The 20,697-nt window shown below is 41.9% G+C and carries 16 protein-coding genes; 12 read left to right on the top strand and 4 right to left on the bottom strand.

The annotated features are described in order from the left end of the window. Nucleotides 1–447: 447 nt before the first annotated feature. From MUCPA_RS35735 to MUCPA_RS05675, 9 genes are all read left to right on the top strand, one after another. Complete coding sequence (locus tag MUCPA_RS35735; RefSeq protein ID WP_050982032.1) at nt 448–1,815, top strand: carboxypeptidase-like regulatory domain-containing protein; 1,368 nt, start codon at nt 448–450, stop codon at nt 1,813–1,815. Between the two features lie 345 nt (nt 1,816–2,160). Continuing rightward, nucleotides 2,161–3,597, top strand: coding sequence for a TonB-dependent receptor domain-containing protein (locus tag MUCPA_RS35730; RefSeq protein WP_050982031.1), 1,437 nt, complete (start codon nt 2,161–2,163; stop codon nt 3,595–3,597). A gap of 9 nt (nt 3,598–3,606) precedes the next feature. After that, nucleotides 3,607–5,556, top strand: coding sequence for a RagB/SusD family nutrient uptake outer membrane protein (locus MUCPA_RS05700; RefSeq protein ID WP_008505005.1), 1,950 nt, complete (start codon nt 3,607–3,609; stop codon nt 5,554–5,556). A 98-nt stretch (nt 5,557–5,654) separates the two neighbouring features. Beyond that, on the top strand, nt 5,655–6,176 hold the full coding sequence (locus MUCPA_RS05695; protein WP_008503751.1) for a helix-turn-helix domain-containing protein: 522 nt from the start codon (nt 5,655–5,657) through the stop codon (nt 6,174–6,176). Next, nucleotides 6,098–6,811, top strand: coding sequence for an IS3 family transposase (locus tag MUCPA_RS05690; protein ID WP_157544087.1), 714 nt, complete (start codon nt 6,098–6,100; stop codon nt 6,809–6,811). The genes MUCPA_RS05695 and MUCPA_RS05690 overlap by 79 nt, the downstream gene beginning before the upstream one ends. Further along, nucleotides 6,738–6,926: an IS3 family transposase gene (locus MUCPA_RS39475; RefSeq protein ID WP_083839307.1), complete on the top strand. Its 189-nt coding sequence runs from the start codon at nt 6,738–6,740 to the stop codon at nt 6,924–6,926. Before MUCPA_RS05690 ends, MUCPA_RS39475 begins: the two co-directional genes overlap by 74 nt. Nucleotides 6,927–7,291: 365 nt before the next feature. Further along, a complete protein-coding gene (locus MUCPA_RS05685) occupies nt 7,292–9,793 on the top strand; it encodes a glycoside hydrolase family 95 protein (protein WP_008505004.1) in 2,502 nt (833 codons plus the stop codon). A gap of 38 nt (nt 9,794–9,831) precedes the next feature. Beyond that, entirely contained in the window at nt 9,832–11,514 is a 1,683-nt protein-coding gene (locus MUCPA_RS05680; RefSeq protein ID WP_008505003.1) for a glycoside hydrolase family 43 protein, read from the top strand. Nucleotides 11,515–11,657: 143 nt separating this feature from the next. Then, nucleotides 11,658–13,256, top strand: a complete 1,599-nt coding sequence (locus MUCPA_RS05675) for a glycoside hydrolase family 43 protein (RefSeq protein ID WP_008505002.1) — start codon at nt 11,658–11,660, stop codon at nt 13,254–13,256. Between the two features lie 129 nt (nt 13,257–13,385). On the opposite strand, the gene MUCPA_RS05670 is transcribed toward MUCPA_RS05675, so the two are convergent. Both MUCPA_RS05670 and MUCPA_RS05665 read right to left on the bottom strand, forming a co-directional pair. Further along, on the bottom strand, nt 13,386–14,594 hold the full coding sequence (locus MUCPA_RS05670; protein ID WP_008505001.1) for a tetracycline resistance MFS efflux pump: 1,209 nt from the start codon (nt 14,592–14,594) through the stop codon (nt 13,386–13,388). 13 nt (nt 14,595–14,607) lie between these two features. Beyond that, nucleotides 14,608–15,768 (bottom strand): FAD-dependent oxidoreductase, encoded by a 1,161-nt coding sequence (locus MUCPA_RS05665; protein ID WP_008505000.1) that lies wholly within the window; start codon nt 15,766–15,768, stop codon nt 14,608–14,610. A 92-nt stretch (nt 15,769–15,860) separates the two neighbouring features. Between MUCPA_RS05665 and MUCPA_RS05660 the strand changes: the two genes are divergently transcribed. Beyond that, nucleotides 15,861–16,823, top strand: coding sequence for a helix-turn-helix domain-containing protein (locus tag MUCPA_RS05660; protein WP_008504999.1), 963 nt, complete (start codon nt 15,861–15,863; stop codon nt 16,821–16,823). A 92-nt stretch (nt 16,824–16,915) separates the two neighbouring features. Here the strand turns inward: MUCPA_RS05660 and MUCPA_RS05655 are convergent, their stop codons facing one another. Beyond that, nucleotides 16,916–18,163 carry a tagaturonate epimerase family protein gene (locus MUCPA_RS05655; RefSeq protein WP_008504998.1) on the bottom strand — a complete coding sequence of 416 codons (1,248 nt, stop codon included), beginning with the start codon at nt 18,161–18,163 and terminating at the stop codon, nt 16,916–16,918. Nucleotides 18,164–18,666: 503 nt separating this feature from the next. Here MUCPA_RS05655 and MUCPA_RS05650 point away from each other — a divergent pair. After that, nucleotides 18,667–19,074 carry a hypothetical protein gene (locus MUCPA_RS05650; protein WP_008504997.1) on the top strand — a complete coding sequence of 136 codons (408 nt, stop codon included), beginning with the start codon at nt 18,667–18,669 and terminating at the stop codon, nt 19,072–19,074. Between the two features lie 8 nt (nt 19,075–19,082). Then, nucleotides 19,083–19,700, top strand: a complete 618-nt coding sequence (locus MUCPA_RS05645) for a YceI family protein (protein WP_008504996.1) — start codon at nt 19,083–19,085, stop codon at nt 19,698–19,700. Nucleotides 19,701–19,940: 240 nt separating this feature from the next. On the opposite strand, the gene MUCPA_RS05640 is transcribed toward MUCPA_RS05645, so the two are convergent. After that, nucleotides 19,941–20,420, bottom strand: a complete 480-nt coding sequence (locus MUCPA_RS05640) for a DUF6252 family protein (RefSeq protein WP_008504995.1) — start codon at nt 20,418–20,420, stop codon at nt 19,941–19,943. Between the last annotated feature and the right edge of the window lie 277 nt (nt 20,421–20,697).

Genomic DNA, 20,697 nt, shown 5'->3' with positions numbered 1-20,697 from the left:
TTTAGACATTTGAAGTAGTACCAATCAGAGCGATTGCTGACTTTTGATGAGGTAAGTGTACCACATCTGGGTAACCGAGGCCAAGATTAAACCAATTCTAAAACAAATAGTATTATTTTGGGGGATTAAACTATGTTATTTGAATATGCTTTCATTTATTAATGCAATCGATTGAAATGTTTGTTTCGATTTAGTTAGATATATGGTTATATGTAGCTATTGAGCCCATTTAAACCGATTGAAATTAATCAACCTCATTGTATTTTGTAACTGGAATATCGCAAGGCAACCTAATGTAAATGAAGAAAAATGTATAGACCGTATAAATTAAATTTTAACATATGATAAGAGATACGCTGACCTGAATTGCAAACCTTAATGGGTAGACCTCTGAAATAAGACTTCTAAGAGGATTAATTTAAAATCACCAATTATTACAATAAAATTATGCAAAAACTTCAACTTATTAAATTTTGGAAAATTATGATGATCACCATTTCGGTGAACTTATTTTCCCTCACCCTTTTTGCACAGACGGTCGCTTTACATGGTAAGGTGGTCGATGAAAGAGGAGAAGCCCTAATAGGTGCTACAATAAAGGTTCCTGGTACTACAACTGCTACTACAACCGATATCAATGGCGCTTTTACTTTGAAAGTTCCAGCCGGAACAACAAAGGTCATCGTTTCTTTTGTTGGATATACCGAACATGAAAAGTTACTGTCCAAAGGCGTAACTAACCTGGGTACTATTTCTTTAACTCCAAATGCCAAAAACCTCAACGAAGTTGTGGTAGTAGGTTACGGTACACTGAAAAGAGAAAATGTTACCGGAACAGTAGTTAGTGTTGACGCCAAGGTTTTGAAAGAAATCCCGGCATCTAATGTTTTTGACCAGTTAAAAGGCCGTGTAGCCGGCTTGGACGTAGTTCAGGGGACTAACGGCCCTGTCATTAGCTTACGAGGTAACCGCACTATAGGCGCTTCACCTGGCACCGATGGCCCGCTGATCGTTTTGGATGGTGAACCTTATTACAATTCTATCGAGAATATTGATCCTAATAACATTAAAAGCATTGATATATTAAAGGGGGGCTCGGCAACTGCCATTTACGGCTCACGCGCCTCGGGCGGTGTAATTTTAATTACAACTAATCGCGGTCGTGTTGGCGAAACCATCACATCTTACGATACTTATTATGGTATTAACAAACTGGAAGGCAAAGTAAAAATGTTAAACGGGAAACAATTCGCCCAGTTACAAATTGATGCCAGACAAGGTGCGGTTCTTCAAAGTAATCAGAATGTTAACCCATACGACCTTACCGCTACAGAAACTCAAGCTTTAAACGAGGGTGTAAGTACAGATTATCCGTCATTGTTAATTAAAGATGCGTTTGTTTGGGATCAGAGCTTACGGATATCAAGTGGTACAGAAAAAACACAGTTCAATGTCGGCTTAGGCTACCGTGTAAACAACAACCTGGAACCTAACAACGGTACCAAACGTATTTCGTTAAATGCGGCACTTGATCATAAGATAAATAATTACATCAAGTTTGGCTTGAGTACCCAAACCACGGTACGGTTAATCAACGCAGGCGGTGGTAGTCAGTACCAAAATGCGCTGTATATAAGTCCGTTAAGCTATCCTTACAACGCGGATGGTTCAATAAATTTAACGCCTCAGGTAGGGCAGGTAGATGCTACTTTTGCCAACCCGCTTTTTCAAAGCAGCAGGCCAGATATTTATTATAACTATACCAGAGGTTTGGTATCAAATAATGTTCTGTATGGTGAGCTAAGCCCGGTTTAACACCTTAAGTACCGCTATACGGTTAATTATAATTTCTCTCAATCTCTGGCCGGAACTTACAATGGTATCAACAATTTCAGTATTTTTAATGTATCACAAACCACGGCCAGTACGGTAAATAATTATTCTTACCGCCTAAATCAGGAGCATTTATTAACCTATGATAACGTTTTTGCGAAGAAACATGCCGTAAATGTTGTTGCAGTTTTTACCAATGAACTGGCGCATACAGAAAATTCCGGGTTTAACGCAACCGGTATTGCTTCCGCTACCAATCTTAATTCAAATCTTGCACTGGCAAAAACTGTTGTACCACAAAACGGAGTTTTTAGCGAACAGGGACTTGTGTCTTACGTTGGTCGTTTAAATTATGCCTTTGACCGCAGATATGACTTTACTGCAAGTATTCGTTCGGATGCTAACTCTGCTTTAGCGAAAGGACATCAAACTACCAGTTATCCGGCTATTGGTTTAGGCTGGGTGATCAGCAACGAAAGTTTCATGAAAAAATATAGCTTTATTGATAATTTAAAGTTGCGGGCCGGTTATGCTCAAACATCAACCATTACAACTATTCAGCCTTACAATTCATTGGGACAGTTGAGTTCAAGCACTTATCAGTTTGGAGGAGCGTCGACAGGTGATCAGCAAGGTGTAAGGTTTACAAATATTGTTAATCCAGATCTAACCTGGCAACGCAGTTCGGAATACAACGTGGCCTTAGATTTTGCTGTATTGAAAAGCCGTCTTACCGGCTCGATTGAGGTTTACCAGACCAAAACTAACGGTATCATTTTACCAAACCAACTGCCGGTAACCAACGGCGCATCTACACAAACTTCTAATTTAGGTACATCACAAAATAAAGGGCTTGAAATTACATTAAGCAGCATCAACATTCAAAATGCCAAGGGTATTAATTGGAGTACAGATTTCAATATTGCTTTTGACCGCGAAAAAGTGCTTGATTTGCCAAATGGAGCTCTTGTTAACATTAGTTCCGGTGAATTTGTGGGACAACCGCTTAACGTTATTTATGACGTACGCAAGATTGGCATCTGGCAAACCAGCGAAGCTGCCCAGGCTGCAGTTTATGGTCAAAAGCCAGGCTCGATTAAAATTGAGGATGTTGATAATAACGGTAAAATTGATGCTAAGGATAATCAGTTCATTGGTCATTTTAACCCTAATTATACCTTGGGTCTAACCAATCGTGTGAGCTATAAGAATTTTGACTTGAGCATAGTAATCCAGGGCCGAATGGGCTTCACAACGGCAGTACCTTACGTGTCCTCGTCAAATTCGTCTAGTAATGGTTGGCAGTTCCTCAACTTGGGCCGCCATAACCAACCGGTGATTGATTACTGGACACCAACAAACCCAACCAATGCATTCCCCGAACCTAACGCTTATACTCAATTACCTTATTATTCAACCCTGCAATATTATGATGGTTCGTATATCAGGGCCAAAAGTATCAACCTCGGATATAATATTCCAGGCAATTTGGCTAAAAAAGCAGGCTTGAGTTCTCTTCGGATTTATGCCAACGTAACTAACCCATTCTTTATATATGCGCCGATAAGGAGCCATGGTTTTTCTGTACCTGATGCAGAATCAGGTTATGCCTACAACGCTGGAGCATTACCTGCCGACCCGTCGGTAAGCGGTAATATTGCAGGCGCAAATTCAGGCAATGGCGCCCAAAATTTCCGAGGTGTAAGTATTAATGCCGGTGAGCAGACAAGGGATTTTATTATTGGTATTAACGCAAGATTTTAATAAACGATTATGAAAATATTTAATAAAAGCAGTTTTATGATTGCCGCGGCAGCGGTACTATCATTAACCACGGGTTGTAAAAAGCTCCTGGAAGAAAATCCGCGTGCGGCGCTATATCCTGATTATTTTAGCACTGCAGCTGGTGTGCAGGCAGCGGTTGTAGGTATATATAATGATTTGAGAGGATCATTTTCCGGTGAAGGCCTGGTGTTTTACTATGATGGAACAGATGAAAATATCCCAGGCGGCAGCGCTGGTACTGTAGCGCCACTGTTTAATTCGTTTAGAGGTATCACGTCGTCCAACGGTCCGGATATTACCGGCTTATATGTGGATATCAATACGCTTAATGGCGTTTTTAAATTCGCATCTGCAATTACCGATCCAACTGCCCGTACACAATATGTTGCCCAGGCGAAATTTTTACGCGGTTTTCTTTATTTTTATTTGGTGCAGACTTATGGTGGGCTAACAGCCACGCAGAAAAGCGGCATACCTTTGCACACTACTTTTCTTACGACAGCAATTACTTCTGATGCTCCCGCACCATTGACTGATATTTACAATCTGATCATTCAGGACTTCACTGATGCTGCCGCCAATCTACCTAATACGATCACCAATACAAATCCGTTTTCGGCTGGTGGCGTAGGTAAAAGTGCTACCGCCGCAACAGCTAAAGCTTATTTAGCCAAAGCTTACCTTACCCGGGCTTATACAGAAGCTAAACAAAGCACCGATTTTCAGCAAGCTGCCGACATCACAGCCTCATTAATCGCCAGTAAAGGCACTTATGGTTTAGACTTATGGCAGGACTATTGGGATGAGCACAAGCCCGCAAATGACTATGGTAAGGAAAATATGTTCGCTATTGATTACGGCGGCATTTCCGATCCCAACTACACCGGTTATACACTACAGGGTTCAGGCGGTTATGGCTTAAATCAACTGTATGTCTTGGCACGTCAGAATTATGTAGGTCCCGGTGTTGATAACGTTACCGGTATTGATGCCGTTCCACAAGTGTATAGCACTGCAAAACCAGGTATGCTCCGTGACGTATATAATGGCCGCCCTTATGTCCGTTTAGCTCCTAATAAGCCATACACTATGGACGTGGCTTTTGCAGATCAAATACACGACACTCGGTATGACGCTACTTTCCAGACTTTTTGGATATGCAATAAAACGACAGCCGCAGGTACTCAAAGTAATGGAGCATTAAAAGGTGCTTTAATTCCAACATCAAATGTTTCTTTATCATCATTTAACGTGCCTGTTGATGGCGATACTGCTATCCTGATGCCAAGCACAGACGTGACTATGGCCCGCAGGGATGCTTTTAAAGGGCTGATCATTACGCCAAGACAGTTTAACGCGCTCAACTTCCCAACCGTAAAGAAGTTTGATGACCCTCTTCGTACGGGGACTGGTGACTTTTCCAGTCGTCCGATTATTATGATGAGGTTTTCAGAAGTATATCTGATGAATGCAGAAGCTAATTATATGTTGGGTAACGTTAGTAATGCTGTTACTTCATTAAATGTGTTAAGGCAACGCGCTGCATATCGCACAACAACCGATGCAGCTCTTACAGCAAAAAATCAATTTTATGTAACATCCGCAACTATGGCTGATGCCAATGCCACTAATGCAGCCGCCATGTTGTTAACTCCTACTCAGGTAGCATTGTTATCTATCCCTAATAATACTACCGATAAAAATACGAGGTGTGGAATGGATCTGATATTAGAAGAATACTCGCGCGAGCTATATGGCGATCCACGCCGTTGGTATGATTTAGTACGTACTCAGCAACTTGTGCGCAGAAACCAGATGTACAATCCAAACGGAGGTGCCAACGTACAGGCTTATCACGCCCGTTGGCCAATTCCGCAGGGACTTATCAACAACGTTTTATCCGGTCCTGCTTATCCGCAGAATAATGGCTACAACTAAAAAAGATTTATCAATCAAATAAGTTCGATAATTGAGGCTGTGTCATCAATTGAAGTGAACCCCAAAAGTTAGACAAAAACTTTTGGGGTTTATTATTTATGTCAAAGCACACATTTGAAGAGAAACTTGATGTAGTTTCTCAAGTAAGAAAGGGAAAGCCGATTCTACGGATATCCCGCGAACGCCATATCCGTGAAGGCATGATATTGGAATGGGTTCGGAAATATGATCTTTATGGCGAAAGTGGGCTGCTCAAACAACCTAACGTCAAGCCCACGCCTGATTTCAAAGAAGAAGTTGTAAGGCTTGTCATAGAAAAAAAAGTACCTTTAAATCAGGTTGTTCTGGAATATAGATTAAGCAAGACTGCTTTAGAGCGCTGGGTAAGATCAGTACGGGTTGAGGGATATGCAGTACTATACCAGCAAAAGAATCCTGGACGACCACCTAAATGCATGGGAAGATCAAAGAAGCTTGAACCTGAAACAGAAGTAGAGAAGCTCCAGGCGGAAAATAGCCGTTTGCGGGCGGAGAACGCACTATTAAAAAAAGTCACGGCCTTAGTCAAGGAAAAAGAAGCCCGCGAACGCATGAGTGGGCAAAAGCCATCGAAGAACTAAGGCCCGAACATGATGTTTCAATTCTATTGGATTGCAAACAGATGGCTCGTTCTGTATTTTATTATCATCGCAAGCGCCTAAATGATGATAAATACAAGCATGAAAAAGAAGAGATCGCAAGTATATACCACTTGCATAAAGGCAGATATGGTTATCGGCGGGTCACCGCCGAAATGAAGAACCGGGGTTATAGCATAAATCACAAGACTGTCCAAAAATTGATGGGAACATTAGGCCTAAAATGCAATATCAGGAAAGTAAGTTATCGCTCATACAAAGGTGAGGTTGGTAAAATTGCCCCTAATGTACTTGAAAGGGATTTTGAGGCAAATCTGCCTAATCAGAAATGGGCTACGGATGTCACTCAGATGAACATTAAAGGGGAGAAGATCTATTTATCTCCTATAATTGACATGTTCAACGGGGAAGTCATTTCTTATAGTATTTCAAAATCTCCAAATATGCAGATGATAGATGAAATGTTATATGAGGCTTTTGATAAAGTGAAAGATATAAGGGGACTTATTTTTCACTCTGACCAAGGGTGGCAATATCAACATTATGGATATAGAAAGGCTTTGGAAAAACATGGAATTATTCAAAGCATGTCCAGAAAGGGAAACTGCTTCGGATAATGCCTTGGCCGAAAGCTTCTTTGGGATCTTAAAGACAGAATTACTGTACAAACAGAGCTTTGAAACTGCGGAAGAATTTATAACTTCGTTAAAAGAATACATTCATTTACTATAACAAATGAAAGAATAAAAAACAGGTTAAATGGAAAGAGCCCGGTGGAATACCGAGCTCTCGTACAAAAAACTTAATTTTGTAAACTGTCCAACTTTTTGGGGTCACACCATTTTATGATACGGCCTCTTTTTATTAAACCAGCAGCATTTTCTGAGTATCAAGTTTGAGATGATACTACACTTTAAACATTTGTTTTATTAAATCATCAATTTATCACCCGCAATTGTCTGTCAATAGCTGAATTTAGAGGCTGAATAAACCAGCATACACATCAAGATCCGAGAAATATACCAATTTGTGGTGACTGTGTGGGGCTCTGTAAAATATGTGGGAAGAGGCTCTATAATAAATGAATAATTAATAAAATGTATATTAAAAAATCAGTTAATCAGTGGATTATACTTGTATTTAGCTTTCTTGCAACAATAAATGCAGGTTACGCGAAAGCGCAAACCAATCCTAAAGATCAGACTACCCTCAGGCTCTGGTACAATAAACCCTCAGGAAAAGTATGGGAAAATGCTTTACCCATTGGTAACGGAAGGCTGGGCGCAATGATCTATGGTAACGTTGGCGTTGAAACCATCCAGCTGAACGAGCATACCTTATGGAGCGGCGGTCCTAACCGCAATGATAATCCGCTGGCTTTAGATTCGTTAGCCGCCATCAGGAAGCTGATTTTTAACGGGAAGCAAAAACAGGCCGAACAGTTAGCCAACAAGGTTATTATCAGCAAAAAATCCCAAGGCCAGATATTTGAACCTGCGGGCGAACTTTATTTGGCTTTTAATAACCAGGAAAATTATACCAATTACTACAGGGAGCTGGATATTGAAAAGGCCATCTCGAAAACTTCTTACCAGGTGGGTGATGTTTCCTTTACCAGGGAAGCCTTCGCTTCGATCCCCGATCGTGTTATAGTAATGCATTTAACAGCCAGCAAACCAGGCAGCATTTCTTTTACGGCCTTTTATTCAAGTCCGCAGCATGATGTAGCCGTGGCAACCTTTCAGGCCAGGCAAATTACTTTTGCCGGTACCACTATTGATCACGAAGGGGTAAAAGGTATGGTACGCTACAAAGGTATTGCAGAATTTAAAACGAATGGAGGAACCAAGAGCGCAACCGATACATCTGTTACGATATACGGCGCTAACGATGTGACGATTTACATCTCAATAGCAACCAATTTTAACAACTACCACGATTTAGGTGGCAATGAGACGGAAAGGGCGGCAAACTATCTCAATAAGGCGTCAGGAAAATCGTACACTGAATTACAGAAAACGCATATCGCTGCCTATCAAAAGTATTTCAACCGGGTACGTTTCAGCCTCGGTGCGGCGGACATATCCAAACTCCCTACTGATGAAAGGTTAAAAAACTTTAACCAGGGCCAGGATCCTCAATTTGCAGCACTTTATTTTCAATACGGAAGGTACTTGTTGATATCTTCATCACAACCCGGCGGGCAGCCAGCCAATTTGCAGGGTATTTGGAATAATAAGCTATATCCTGCATGGGATAGTAAATATACAATCAACATTAATGCTGAAATGAATTACTGGCCGGCAGAGAAAACCAATCTTCCGGAAATACACGAGCCTTTTTTACAGATGGTGAAGGAACTTGCTGTTAATGGTGAACAAACCGCAAAAGTGATGTACGGTGCCAGAGGCTGGATGGCCCATCACAATACAGATATTTGGCGTGCCACAGGAGCTGTTGACGGCGCTTTCTGGGGGATATGGAACCAGGGTGGCGGGTGGACGAGTGAACATTTATGGGAGCATTACCTGTACAATGGCGATAAAGATTATCTCCGGTCTGTTTACGGCGTGCTCAGGGGCGCAGCTCTGTTTTATGTTGATTTTTTGGTAGAGCAACCCGTTCACCATTGGCTGGTAATCAATCCCGATATGTCGCCCGAAAATGCGCCGGCGGCACATCAGGGCTCATCGCTTGATGCCGGCACAACCATGAGTAACCAGATTGTTTTTGATGTATTCAGTTCAACCATCAGGGCGGCTGAAATTCTTAATATAGATAAACCCTTTGTTGATACCTTAAAACAAATGCGGAGTAAGCTCTCGCCGATGCATATCGGTCAGTTCGGGCAGCTGCAGGAGTGGCTTGATGATATTGACGACCCTAAAGATAATCACCGGCACATATCCCACCTGTACGGCTTATTTCCGTCGGGCCAAATATCCGCTTACCGCACCCCCCAACTATTTAACGCGGCAAAAAATACGCTGCTGCAACGCGGAGATGTTTCTACGGGCTGGAGCATGGGCTGGAAGGTGAACTGGTGGGCGCGAATGCTCGATGGTAACCATGCTTACAAATTAATCCAAAATCAATTAACGCCATTGGGTGTAAATAAAGGTGGCGGCGGCACCTACAATAATCTTTTTGATGCACATCCGCCTTTTCAGATCGACGGTAATTTCGGATGTACATCTGGAATGGCCGAGATGCTGATGCAAAGTGCAGACGGGGCTGTTTTTTTATTGCCAGCTTTACCGGATGCCTGGGAAAACGAAGGGTCGATAAGTGGCCTGAGGGCGATTGGCGGATTTGAAATCGTATCCATGGATTGGAAGAAAGGCAAGGTAACCAAGGTTGTGGTAAAGTCTGCCCTGGGCGGCAATTTGCGTTTAAGGGTACCTAATACCTTGAAAATGATTTCGGGCATTCTTAAAAAGGCAAATGGCGAAAACGTAAACCCTTTTTACCAGGTAAGCGCTGTGCCCGATCCTATTATTTCTCCTAAAACTACGCTTGCGCAGCCAGCGCTAAAAACAACAATGCTGTATGACATAGCTACCGCGCCTGGTAAAACCTATACACTTATAGCTCAATAATTAATTAACAGTATAAACCATTGAAACCATTTGTTTGCATGAAGATTAAGATAATCGTTATCAATACCCTAATAATAGGCTGCCTGCTCAAAGGAATATATGCGCAGGCTCAATCAATTAAATTGGTTAACCCCATATTGAGCGGCTTTTATCCCGACCCAAGCATTGTTAAGGTAGGGGCGGATTACTACCTGGTGAATTCTACTTTTGCTTATTTTCCCGGCTTACCCTTATTTCATAGCAAAGATTTAAAAAATTGGAAACAGGTAGCCAACATTATCGACAGAGACTCGCAGATGAATTTTATTGGCGATAGGATGACCCGGGGTTTATTTGCACCCGGCATCAGCTATAACAAGGGCACTTTTTACGTAACCTGTACCAATATCGACCATCGGGGCAATTTTGTAGTTACCGCCGCTAATCCCGCAGGGCCATGGAGCAATCCGGTGTGGCTACCTGAGGTTAAGGGTATTGATCCATCTATTTTCTTCGATGCCGACAAAGCTTATATTGTGTATAACAGTGATGCGCCCGATAATAAGCCTGCCTATTCCGGGCACCGCACCATCAGAATTTATGAGCTTGATATCCAGAATTTAAAAATCACCGGCGAGGAAAAAATATTAGTGAACGGCGGGGTTGATATCAGTAAAAAACCGGTATGGATTGAGGGGCCGCATATTTTAAAAAGAAATGACTGGTATTATTTGTATGCTGCCGAGGGTGGAACTTCTGTTAACCACTCCGAAGTGGTTTTCAGGAGCAAGCGGGTTGACGGGCCTTATGTACCCTACGAACATAATCCGATATTGACACAACGGGATCTTCCTGAAGATAGAAAATATCCTGTAACGTCTACCGGACATGCGCAGTTTGTTGAGGGGCCCGATAACAAGACTTATGCCGTTTTTCTGGGAGTAAGGCCTTATACCGGCGACTACTACAATACCGGCAGGGAGACTTTTATAGCCCCGGTGGAATGGAAAAACGACTGGCCGGTTATCAACCCCGGTAAGGGCGAAATTAAATACGAATATACAGCAGCTTACAAAGAGGTAAAACTTGGTAAGGCTTTACCCCAAAGCGGCAACTTTAGCTATACGTTAACATTTGACAAGGGGATAGATGCTTCACTGTTATTTTTACGAAGCCGCGACACGGCTTCGTACAGTTTTAATAAACAAGCGGGCCTGATATTGAAACTTAAACCAGAAACCTGTATGGGCACCGGCACGCCTTCGTTTGTAGGCAAAAGGCAGCAGCATTTGATTTGCACAGCGGAAACAGAACTAACTTTTTCGCCTCAAAAAGATAACGAAAAAGCGGGCCTGGTGATTTTTCAGGATGAGAAGCATTTTTACTTTTTGGGTAAATGCATCACAAATGGAAAAAATGTATTGCAATTATATAAAAGCAAGGATGATAAAAAAACAATGGAAGTGATTGCCGAGGTGCCCCTTACCCCAAATGCCAAGCCGGTACAATTACGGATAGACGCCGATGGCGAAAATTACAGTTGTTACTATGCCGTTGAGCAGGGTAAATGGATATTGCTTAAAGATAAGTTAGATGCTAAGTTTTTAAGTACCCATGAAGCAGGTGGCTTTATTGGCTGCATCTTCGGTTTGTATGCTACATCATCAGGCGAAACAGGTTCAAATACGGCCTCGTTCAAGTACCTGCGTTATAGCGGAAACGACCAGGTTTACAAGCAATAAAAAGACTACCCAACATAAAAAATGTAAAGGGAAAGGCCTTGCGCTATCACCTTCAGTATTTTACAACCCAAACACCTGTTAAAATCTGGACCTGAAAATTAACCGGATAAAAATTTGATGACACTGAATTACCAAAAAGCCTTATGAAAAAACTTTTCTTCGTTTATTTAACGTTTGCAGCTTTGTTTTCCTTTAACAAAGCTTTGGCACAAGAGGAAGCAAAAGCGCAAAATCCTATTATTTACGCTGATGTGCCCGATATGTCTATCATCAGGGTAGGGGACACTTACTATATGAGCAGTACAACGATGCATATGAGCCCTGGGGTACCGATCATGAAATCAAAAGATCTGGTAAACTGGCGTATGATAGGTTACGCCTCGGATACGTTAGGCCATATTGACGAACTGACGCTTACCAACGGTAAAAGTACCTACGGCCGCGGGTCCTGGGCAAGCAGCCTTCGCTATCATAACGGCATTTATTATGTTACTACTTTTGCACAAACCACCGGTAAAACCTATATCTACTCTACCCGGGATATAGAAAAAGGCCCATGGAAAGCTGTTTCGTTTAAACCGTCGTTGCACGATCATTCTTTGTTTTTTGATGACGACGGCAAAGTGTACATGCTTTACGGCACGGGGAAACTAACGCTTGTTGAATTAAATAGCGATGTTTCTGGTATCAAGGCTGGTGGAATAAACCAGGTTGTTATAGAAAATGCCAGTTTACCATCTGGTAGTAATGGAGGGCTTCCCGCCGAAGGATCTCAATTGTTCAAAATCAACGGTAAATATTATCTTTTCAATATCACCTGGCCCAGGGGAGGTATGCGTACGGTAGTGGTTCACCGGGCCGATCAAATTACCGGCCCTTACGAAGGTAGGGTGGCCCTACAGGATAAAGGTGTAGCCCAAGGGGGGCTTATCAATACCCCGGAGGGCAAATGGTTTGCTTATTTGTTTAAAGACAATGGCGCGGTAGGGCGTATCCCTTACCTTGTACCCGTGACATGGGCGGACGGATGGCCGGTTTTGGGTATTGATGGCAAGGTGCCGCAGACACTTGATTTGCCTCAGGGAAAAGGACTCATCCCAGGCCTGGTTGCTTCTGATGATTTTAACCGGAAAAAAGATGAACCTTCTTTACCGCTGGCCTGGCAGTGGAACCATAACCCGGATAATAAGCTCTGGTCGGTAACTCAGCGAAAAGGTTTTTTACGCCTTACTACCGGAAGAATAGACAGTAGTTTTTTAGGTGCCAGAAATTCATTAACCCAGCGCACTATTGGTCCGGTTTGTACTGGTTCTATTTTGGTTGATGTATCAAATATGAAAGACGGGGATTTTGCAGGCTTGGGTTTATTACAAAAAAACTATGGGCAGGTAGGTGTTAAAATTGCCGGAAATACCAGGGCGATTGTAATGATTGATGCCGGCACAGGAAAACCTGTAGAGTCGCAAAGTATCCCCTTGTTGCAAAAAATGGTTTATCTGAAAGCCGAATGTGATTTTACGGACAGAAAAGACGTTGCAAATTTTTATTATAGTTTAGATGGAAAAGCCTGGATAGCACTCGGCACGCAGCTTAAAATGGCCTATACCATTCCGCAGTTTATTGGGTATCGTTTTGCATTGTTCAATTACGCAGGCAAAAATCCAGGCGGATGGGCTGATTTTGATTTTTTCCATATTGCTGATACCATATCGGGCAGCGATAAGCAGGGGCAAAAAAAATAAATATGATACGGTTTGTTATCGCTGATTAGTTGCGGGTTAGCATCATAATGTTAAACATGCTTTGCACTTGGCTATCCAGGGGAGAAGCATGTTTAACAATTTAGTGCTGTTGGTACAGGTACCGTTAAACTAGCTATTGGCTTGTTGGGCAGGTATAGTTTGAGGTATAAATTTATAATACATGATAACAGCCAACAGTAAAATAAAAGTTGCTGCTACGTATAATATAGCCGGACTGTATAAATAGATAGCCGCCGCACCCACAGGAATAAGCACATTATTTGCCGATTGCATACTTTGATTTACGCCCTGTAACTTACCCTGTTGGCTTTCGTTAATAGACTGGGATAATTTTCCATTGTAGGTAGGCTCGAATAAACCTGAGCCGGATATGATGCATATGATGGCCATCGATATCATGGTTACCGAAGGTATTAATGCGCTTGCCGCAATTAACGCTAAGCCAATGCCGAACCCAACTAAGCCAGCTATCCCGATATTTTTTTCGGTAAACTGTTTCAATAACCAGGGCAGTAACAACGCGCGGGTAACCATATCGCAAATGCCAACAAGTGTTAACATTGTGCCGATAACGGCTGGTCCCCATTGATAAATATCTTTGAGGAAGATGATAAAATTAAACTGGAAAATACCCAGGCCCGCATAAAATAGAATACCCAAAAGCAGCAGCAATTTAACTTCTTTCAGGCTGAATATAGCTGCAAAATGCGAAAACGTATTGAAACTGCTGAATGTTACCTGTTTAGTTCTTTTTTCGGGCGGCAGGGATTCGGGCAACAGAAAGTAAACAGCCAACCCTGAAATGAATATCAACCCGGCAGTAACATAGAAAGGCAAAGCAATATCAATGCCACCCAGCAAGCCGCCTAATGCTGGGCCGCCCAACTTGCCGATACCCATGGCAGAGCCGATATAGCCGAACCATTTAGCCCGTTGTTTTGGTTCGGTACTGTCTGATACGTAGGCAAACAGTGTGCTGATATTTCCGGCAGTAAGCCCGTCTATTATGCGCCCCAGGAAAAGGATCCAGAGTGCTCCTCCTATGCCAAACAAAATATATCCCGCAACAGAGCCCAGCAAGCTTACAATTAAAATATTTTTCCGGCCATACCGGTCGCTTAATGCCCCCAAAGCGGGAGCTGCAAAAAAAGTACAGGCCGCGAATACTGATAAGAGCGCGCTCATGCCAACAACAACCTGCCCGGCGGAAAGATATTTACCCACTATGAAAGGCAGCAGCGGCAGCACTATCGACATGCCTATGGAGTTCAAGGCCACAATCCCTATAATAATCCATAATTGTTTCTTCGATTTCATTTCGTTACAGAAATTATTTTATGTTTAAAATGGTCAGCATCTTATCTAAAGCGCATTCGGAGTGCATCAACTCGCCATTTTCAAGCGAATGTCTCGCTGCTATTGCCGCTCTATTGCGCATATTTATTTCATAAAAAGAAATAGCATCCTTCAAAGTTGGATGTTGGCCGGATGTTAGGCATTCACTCAATTCCAAAGCATCAAACATAGCTGTGTTCGCGCCTTCTCCCGCAAAGGGCGGCATCACATGTGCGGCGTCGCCAAGTAAGGTTAAGTTGGGCAAGGCTTGCCAGGTTTGATCTAAAGGCATGCAATAAATTGGCCGCGGAACAACAGGCATTGTGGCACGCTCAAACAACTGGTGCCAAATAATACCCCAGCCACTATATTCTTTTTTAAACCAGGCCAACATTTCTGTTCGGTCAGAAAAATTTAAACCGCTATTTGCTACCCAGTTTTCGCCTGGTTTAAAGCTGACATAAAAACCCAGGCTTCCGTTGCCTTTTTGGCCTCCCAATATACATTTGCCATCTCCAAAGGCCATTATTTTTCCTCCGTTCAGCAGTGTATAAATATCAGGTATTGCTTTTTTAGCATCATCGATGTTTATCTCAACCATGGTGAAGCCGGAATAAAAGGCTTTAATGTTGGTAACATATGGACGGATTTTGGAATGAGTACCTTCGGCCGCGATTACCAGATTTGCATAAGCAGATGAACCGTTTTTAAAATGCAGTAACCAACCCTCATTCTGTTTTTCCATGGATACAAAATGGCTGTCCCAAACAACCGTTTCTGTTTGTAAAGATTCCAGGAGGATTTTTCTTAATGCACCGCGGCTTATTTCTGGGCGGGACGGTTCGTTGTTTAAATCCTCAGCCGGTTCGGTTTCGTGGTCGCTGAAGATGATCTCCGCTCGTTTATTAACGATGATCTTTTTATCCGCATCCTGTAAAATATTCTTTTTAAACTCTTGTATTAAATTCCCTTTGCGTAAAGCAGCCCATCCCGATGTTTCATGCATATCAAGCGGCGAACCTTGCACCCTGGCGTCTGCATTAATATCGCGTTCGTACACTTTTACATTTGCGCCTTTAAGCTGTAAAAGCCTGGCTAAGGTTAAGCCCCCGGGGCCGCCACCTACAATGGCAATTTGTTTGTTGTTGAGCAACATAATTTTGAGTTGTTAATTACAGTACAAAATTGTTGAGTATATTAGGGGTAAAATAACCGTTTTAGACTTAAAAATAGCTCTAAAAGACTTTTATGGAGACCAAATTGCAAACGGAACCCAATGTGCTGAAAGCATTTGCCCAATTATTAGGCACAGAAATCAAAAACTGGAGATTGGAGATCCCTCAAAAGTTTGGTAAAGGTTATTGTTCCGGATTCGTTTTCAATCAGCATATCCGGATGATGGTCTTTAATTATGAACTCAATGAAGATTTAATTGTTGAGAATCCGGATGTTAACGCTGCCGCCAGAACTATTCTTTTTAAGTTTCAAAACATATTCCCTCAAACTGAAATATTGCCGGGGGAAAGGCAATCAAGGGCAATGCCTTCGGTTTTAATTGCTACCAGAAGTTTGGATACCGAAGTGCTAATCCCGGTACATACCAATACGAGTACTATTAATATAGAAGTGAATGCCGACTATTTAAATGGGCTGTTTTATTCGTTTGGAGGGTCGGCGGTTTTACAAAGTCTTTTGCGGAATACACAGCCCCTATTATTTGAGCAGATTATTTATCCTTCGTTACAAAAAATTGTGGACGAAATGATTGCTGAACAGGTTGACGAAACTTTTAAATTGTTCTTTCTAAGGGTAAAGGCAGAAGAACTGATCTGCAGGCTATTGATGGTGCTGCAAATAAGGGATGCAAAACAGCTGTATCCTTTAAATAAACACGATGTTCAAACCATTTACAAAGTTAAAGAGCGAATGTTGGAACGGCTGGAAACTCCGCCCGTTATTAAAGAGCTGGCTGCTTCTGCCGGTATGAGCCCAACCAAGCTGAAACGTTTATTTAAGCAAGTTTTTGGTAACAGTATTTTTAATTATTACCAGGATTTGAGGATGAAAGAGGCCGCCCTTTTATTGAAAGAAGACAAACTATCCGTGTCTGATGTTGGTTACAGGCTGGGCTTTACTAACCTAAGCCATTTTTCGAGAGTGTTTAAAGATCATACCGGGATGAAACCAAAACAATATAGCCAGTCGTTTTAAGGCGAAAAAAATGAGCATCTGAGCAATTTAGGCTATTACTCCCAATATGCTTAGGTGCTCATTAATTGCTATCCTTTAAGTTGAAACTATCTTTAGCTTAAAAACAAAGGAACCACATGGCGTTCGTACAGGTTTGTAGTTACGTTGGCGGCTACAATATCTTTGTATTTTTTTAAGGCAGCGTAATAGCGGTCGGCATTTTCGCCGGCAACTTTGTAGGCTACGTGCAGCATCTGCCTGAAGCTTGGGTTAAAATCAGGGTTACTTTGGATATGGCGCAGTGTATTGGCAAATTTTTCGCCTGTCCATCCGTTTACTTCTTCGGCAGTTGGCAGGCTTGCTTTATCTACATCAATTACGGTGGCATAGGGTACGCAGAGTTCGTCAAAGCGGCCCAGCGAATTGGCATAAATTTCTTTAGCAAGCTCAAGGGCTTCGTTACCAGCTTCGGCAAGGCCAATCAGTTCTTCCAGCCAGGTGGTTCCGGCGGTTTTTAAATGGATACCGGTATCGTGCTTTTTAATCAGGTCGCTTATCGATTTGTATATCGAAAATTTATCGCTTCCGGAGTGTACGCTCAGTTTTAAATTTTCGGGTAGGTCAAACTCTTTAATGGCAAATTTGATCACCAAAATATCTTCTTCAAACTCCTTGGCAAACTGCGCTACATTACCAACATAGTCTACCCCTTTATTAAAGCGGCCGGTAAATTTAGGTGCAATGGTTTGAGCTTTAATGCCGTTATCAGCCAAAGCACTCAAAATAAAAAACAGCTCTACCGGTGTTTGCGGATCGTTCACTTCGTCCATAGATACCTCGGCAATAAAATTATCCTCGCCTTTGGCCTCAGCAATGTGTTTGTATAGCTTTCCGGCCTCAATGGCGGCTAATAAAAATTTGCCTGCAATTTCGCGAAGCATAGCCTCGTTTATTTCAAATTGCTCATCAATTCCGGGAATAGACAGGCTGCCGGTGTATTTTTTACGACGTTCAACAAAGGCATCTATTTCGTTTTGTGGGGCTGGTTTACCTATAAAGTCGGCAACATCTAAAGTGAAAAAATCAGAACTGTCAATAAAACCGTCTACAGTAGCCAGGGTGATATGGTCGGCATCCACGCGGTATGAGTCTGTCCAGCCTAAAGCTTTTACCGCTGCATCCGCTTCTGCACGCAAATCAGCCGGGTAGGTTTTAACTGTTTTGTGTTCGCGGTTTGATTTATTCCAAACCGGAGTAATATTAACGCCTTGTTCTTTTGCTTTTAAAACTGCTTTTAGCTGTGCTTCGCCCTGATGTGCGAAACGATCGCCCATCCCGAAGGAAAACTTTTCTAATTTCATGTTATTTACTGGATTTACGGTTGCTTATATTGTGGGCTAAGATATAAAACGGAGGTTGGATGCTTTGTTACTATAAACATTTTTGTTAGTGATTTTGATCATCAATTGAATAAAAGGTAAGCGCTATATGGGCATAAAACGGCAGCTAAGAGGCCCTGATTAGACAGCCTTTTCATAGTGAACTCAATCAATTTGAATGGCTATTGCCTATGTTTAGTAGTGTCGGGCTTATGGTGCCGCTATTGACGGCCAGCCGTTGGCGTTCTGGCGAAGTCCAAACTCGCCTAAGCTTGCTAAGTTGCTCCAGGTTTTTAATCATATTTTTCTAAGTAAAAGAGTATGTCCTGCTTGTTTTATTATCATAATGTGATATTGATCATGTTTTATACAGGCCGGTATTCCGAAATTTACTGCCGATGGCTTTGTTAATTTAAGGTCGTTCTATTTTTATGTTTTTGCAAATCTTGAATCTGCATTTTCTTCCCATACTTAAACTACAATCAATGAAAAAAATATTGACTACAGGTCTTATAGCCGGATGCATCTTATTTGTTATCAGTTACGGCGGTCTTTTCCTCGCTGTACGGTTTTTTCCGGGCCTTTTTATGGAGTATAATAACCCCTTGTTCAATTCGGATGGTAGCCGGGATGTGCTTTTTTATATGCACGCCTTTATTATCAGCTTTGCGTTATCATGGTTTTGGGACAGGTTTAAGGGGATATTTAAAGGTACTTTTATTATGAGAGGGCTGGAGTTTGGTTTCGTATATTCTATCGTTGCCCTGTTGCCTGTAATGTGGATATCTTTTAGTTCGTTAGATATTACTTTTACTATTGTATCAACCTGGTTTTTGTACGGCTTAACCCAAGCAATTATTGCAGGGTTGGTGTTTGCAAAAGTTAACCCTTGAGCGGCACGATGAAAAGCAAAAGTGGATGGCTCACAACGCTATTACTAATTGCTGCCACAAGTTTGGTTTTGGCTCAACAAAATGTGGGCGGCGGCCAGGCAAAAAAATGGATCATCAGCAAAAACAGCAGCCTGAGCGTAAACGGAACTACAAACGTTAACAAGTTTTCGTGCGCGGTGCCCAATTATGATCAGGTCGATACGCTCACGCTGAGTAAAAGTAAAACGGACAACGGGATCATCCTTTCGGGAAGCGTAACACTTAGCATCAATGCTTTCGATTGCCACAATTCGGGCATGACCAGTCAGCTACGGAAGACATTGAACGAGAAACAATTTCCGGTGTTGCGCATCAAATTTTTATCGTTGAATAAAATGCCGGTTTTAAATGCGAAAGCCGAAGCAATAACCGGTTTGGTTGAAATTAAAATTGCAGGCGTAAGCAAACGGTTTGAGGTAAATTATCAAATTACACAAACCGATCAAAAAAATATCCGCTTGTTAGGATCAAGGTATGTTAACTTCTCTGATTTTAACCTGGTGCCCCCAAGTAAGTTGGGTGGGATGATCAAAGCGAGAGATCAACTGAGTGTTGATTTTCAGTTGAATATGACTGTGATGAATTAGCTTGCTGAAGCTGTATTGCCTTCGCGCTAAATCGATGCTTGCTTGGTTCGGTGGCAAGATAAAAGGCTCCCGCAATAGTGATTGCCTTATACTTCCCTAATCAGGATATGTGTTTGCCAATTTTTTCCGGCAGTGGTTGAAGTCGTCCTGATTTCGCCATACTTTACCCCAGGTTACGATAGACTAACCCGGGGTTGCAAACTGACTGATATCAATTAGCTTATGGCTATGCTGCCAGTCTTAATAAGAGAACGCTACTTTGGCGATTCTGAATTTACCGTTGAGGAAGTTAATTTTAGCCTGATTTGAAGGATAAGTTTGGATGAAACTCAGATCAAATGTTCCGGTAAATATTTGTTTATCCGGATCGTAAGCTGTGATGGTTACCGAACTAACGGTATCGCTTCTCAGTCTATATCTGGATAACATAACATCTTGTCCTATGGTAGTGAAGTAACTGCATTGATCTGCTGTTACGCTGTATTTACCAATCTTGACGAACTTGATTTTCATGTGTAAGGTTTCTTCATTTCCATAACCCTGTAAATAAAGGGTATCGTTTACAAATCCGGCGTAAGTACTATTAGTGCCCCATGCATTGTTGCTTTTTAAGGCTGTTAGATAAAAATTAGTTTCTTCCGCCGGTTGATCGTGATCCTTTTTGCACGAATAGATGATTGTTAAAAGGAATAATAGAGATAGGGTGAGCCGTGTTTTCATGTTTTTCTTTTTATTTATTACGTAGCCCGAGTTGTTTATGCTACAATAAATAATATTATTTTATCTGGTAATAACTAATGAGTACCATCTGGTATCGCCCTTTTGATTTGAAGATTACAAATACACAGATATGGCTTGTTATGTAGTCTGCATCTCACGAAAATCGTCAGTAGAAGGATTTTATCTCCAATTATGACGGTGGGATATATAGATTTCGATAATGAGTAGCTGGCACTTGATATTGACCAGGTAAATTAGCTCAAGGAAAAATGTCGTT

Source organism: Mucilaginibacter paludis DSM 18603 (assembly GCF_000166195.2).
Taxonomy (GTDB): domain Bacteria; phylum Bacteroidota; class Bacteroidia; order Sphingobacteriales; family Sphingobacteriaceae; genus Mucilaginibacter; species Mucilaginibacter paludis.
The sequence above is the reverse complement of the archived record's forward strand: the minus strand, read 5'-3'. Positions and strand labels throughout refer to the sequence as shown.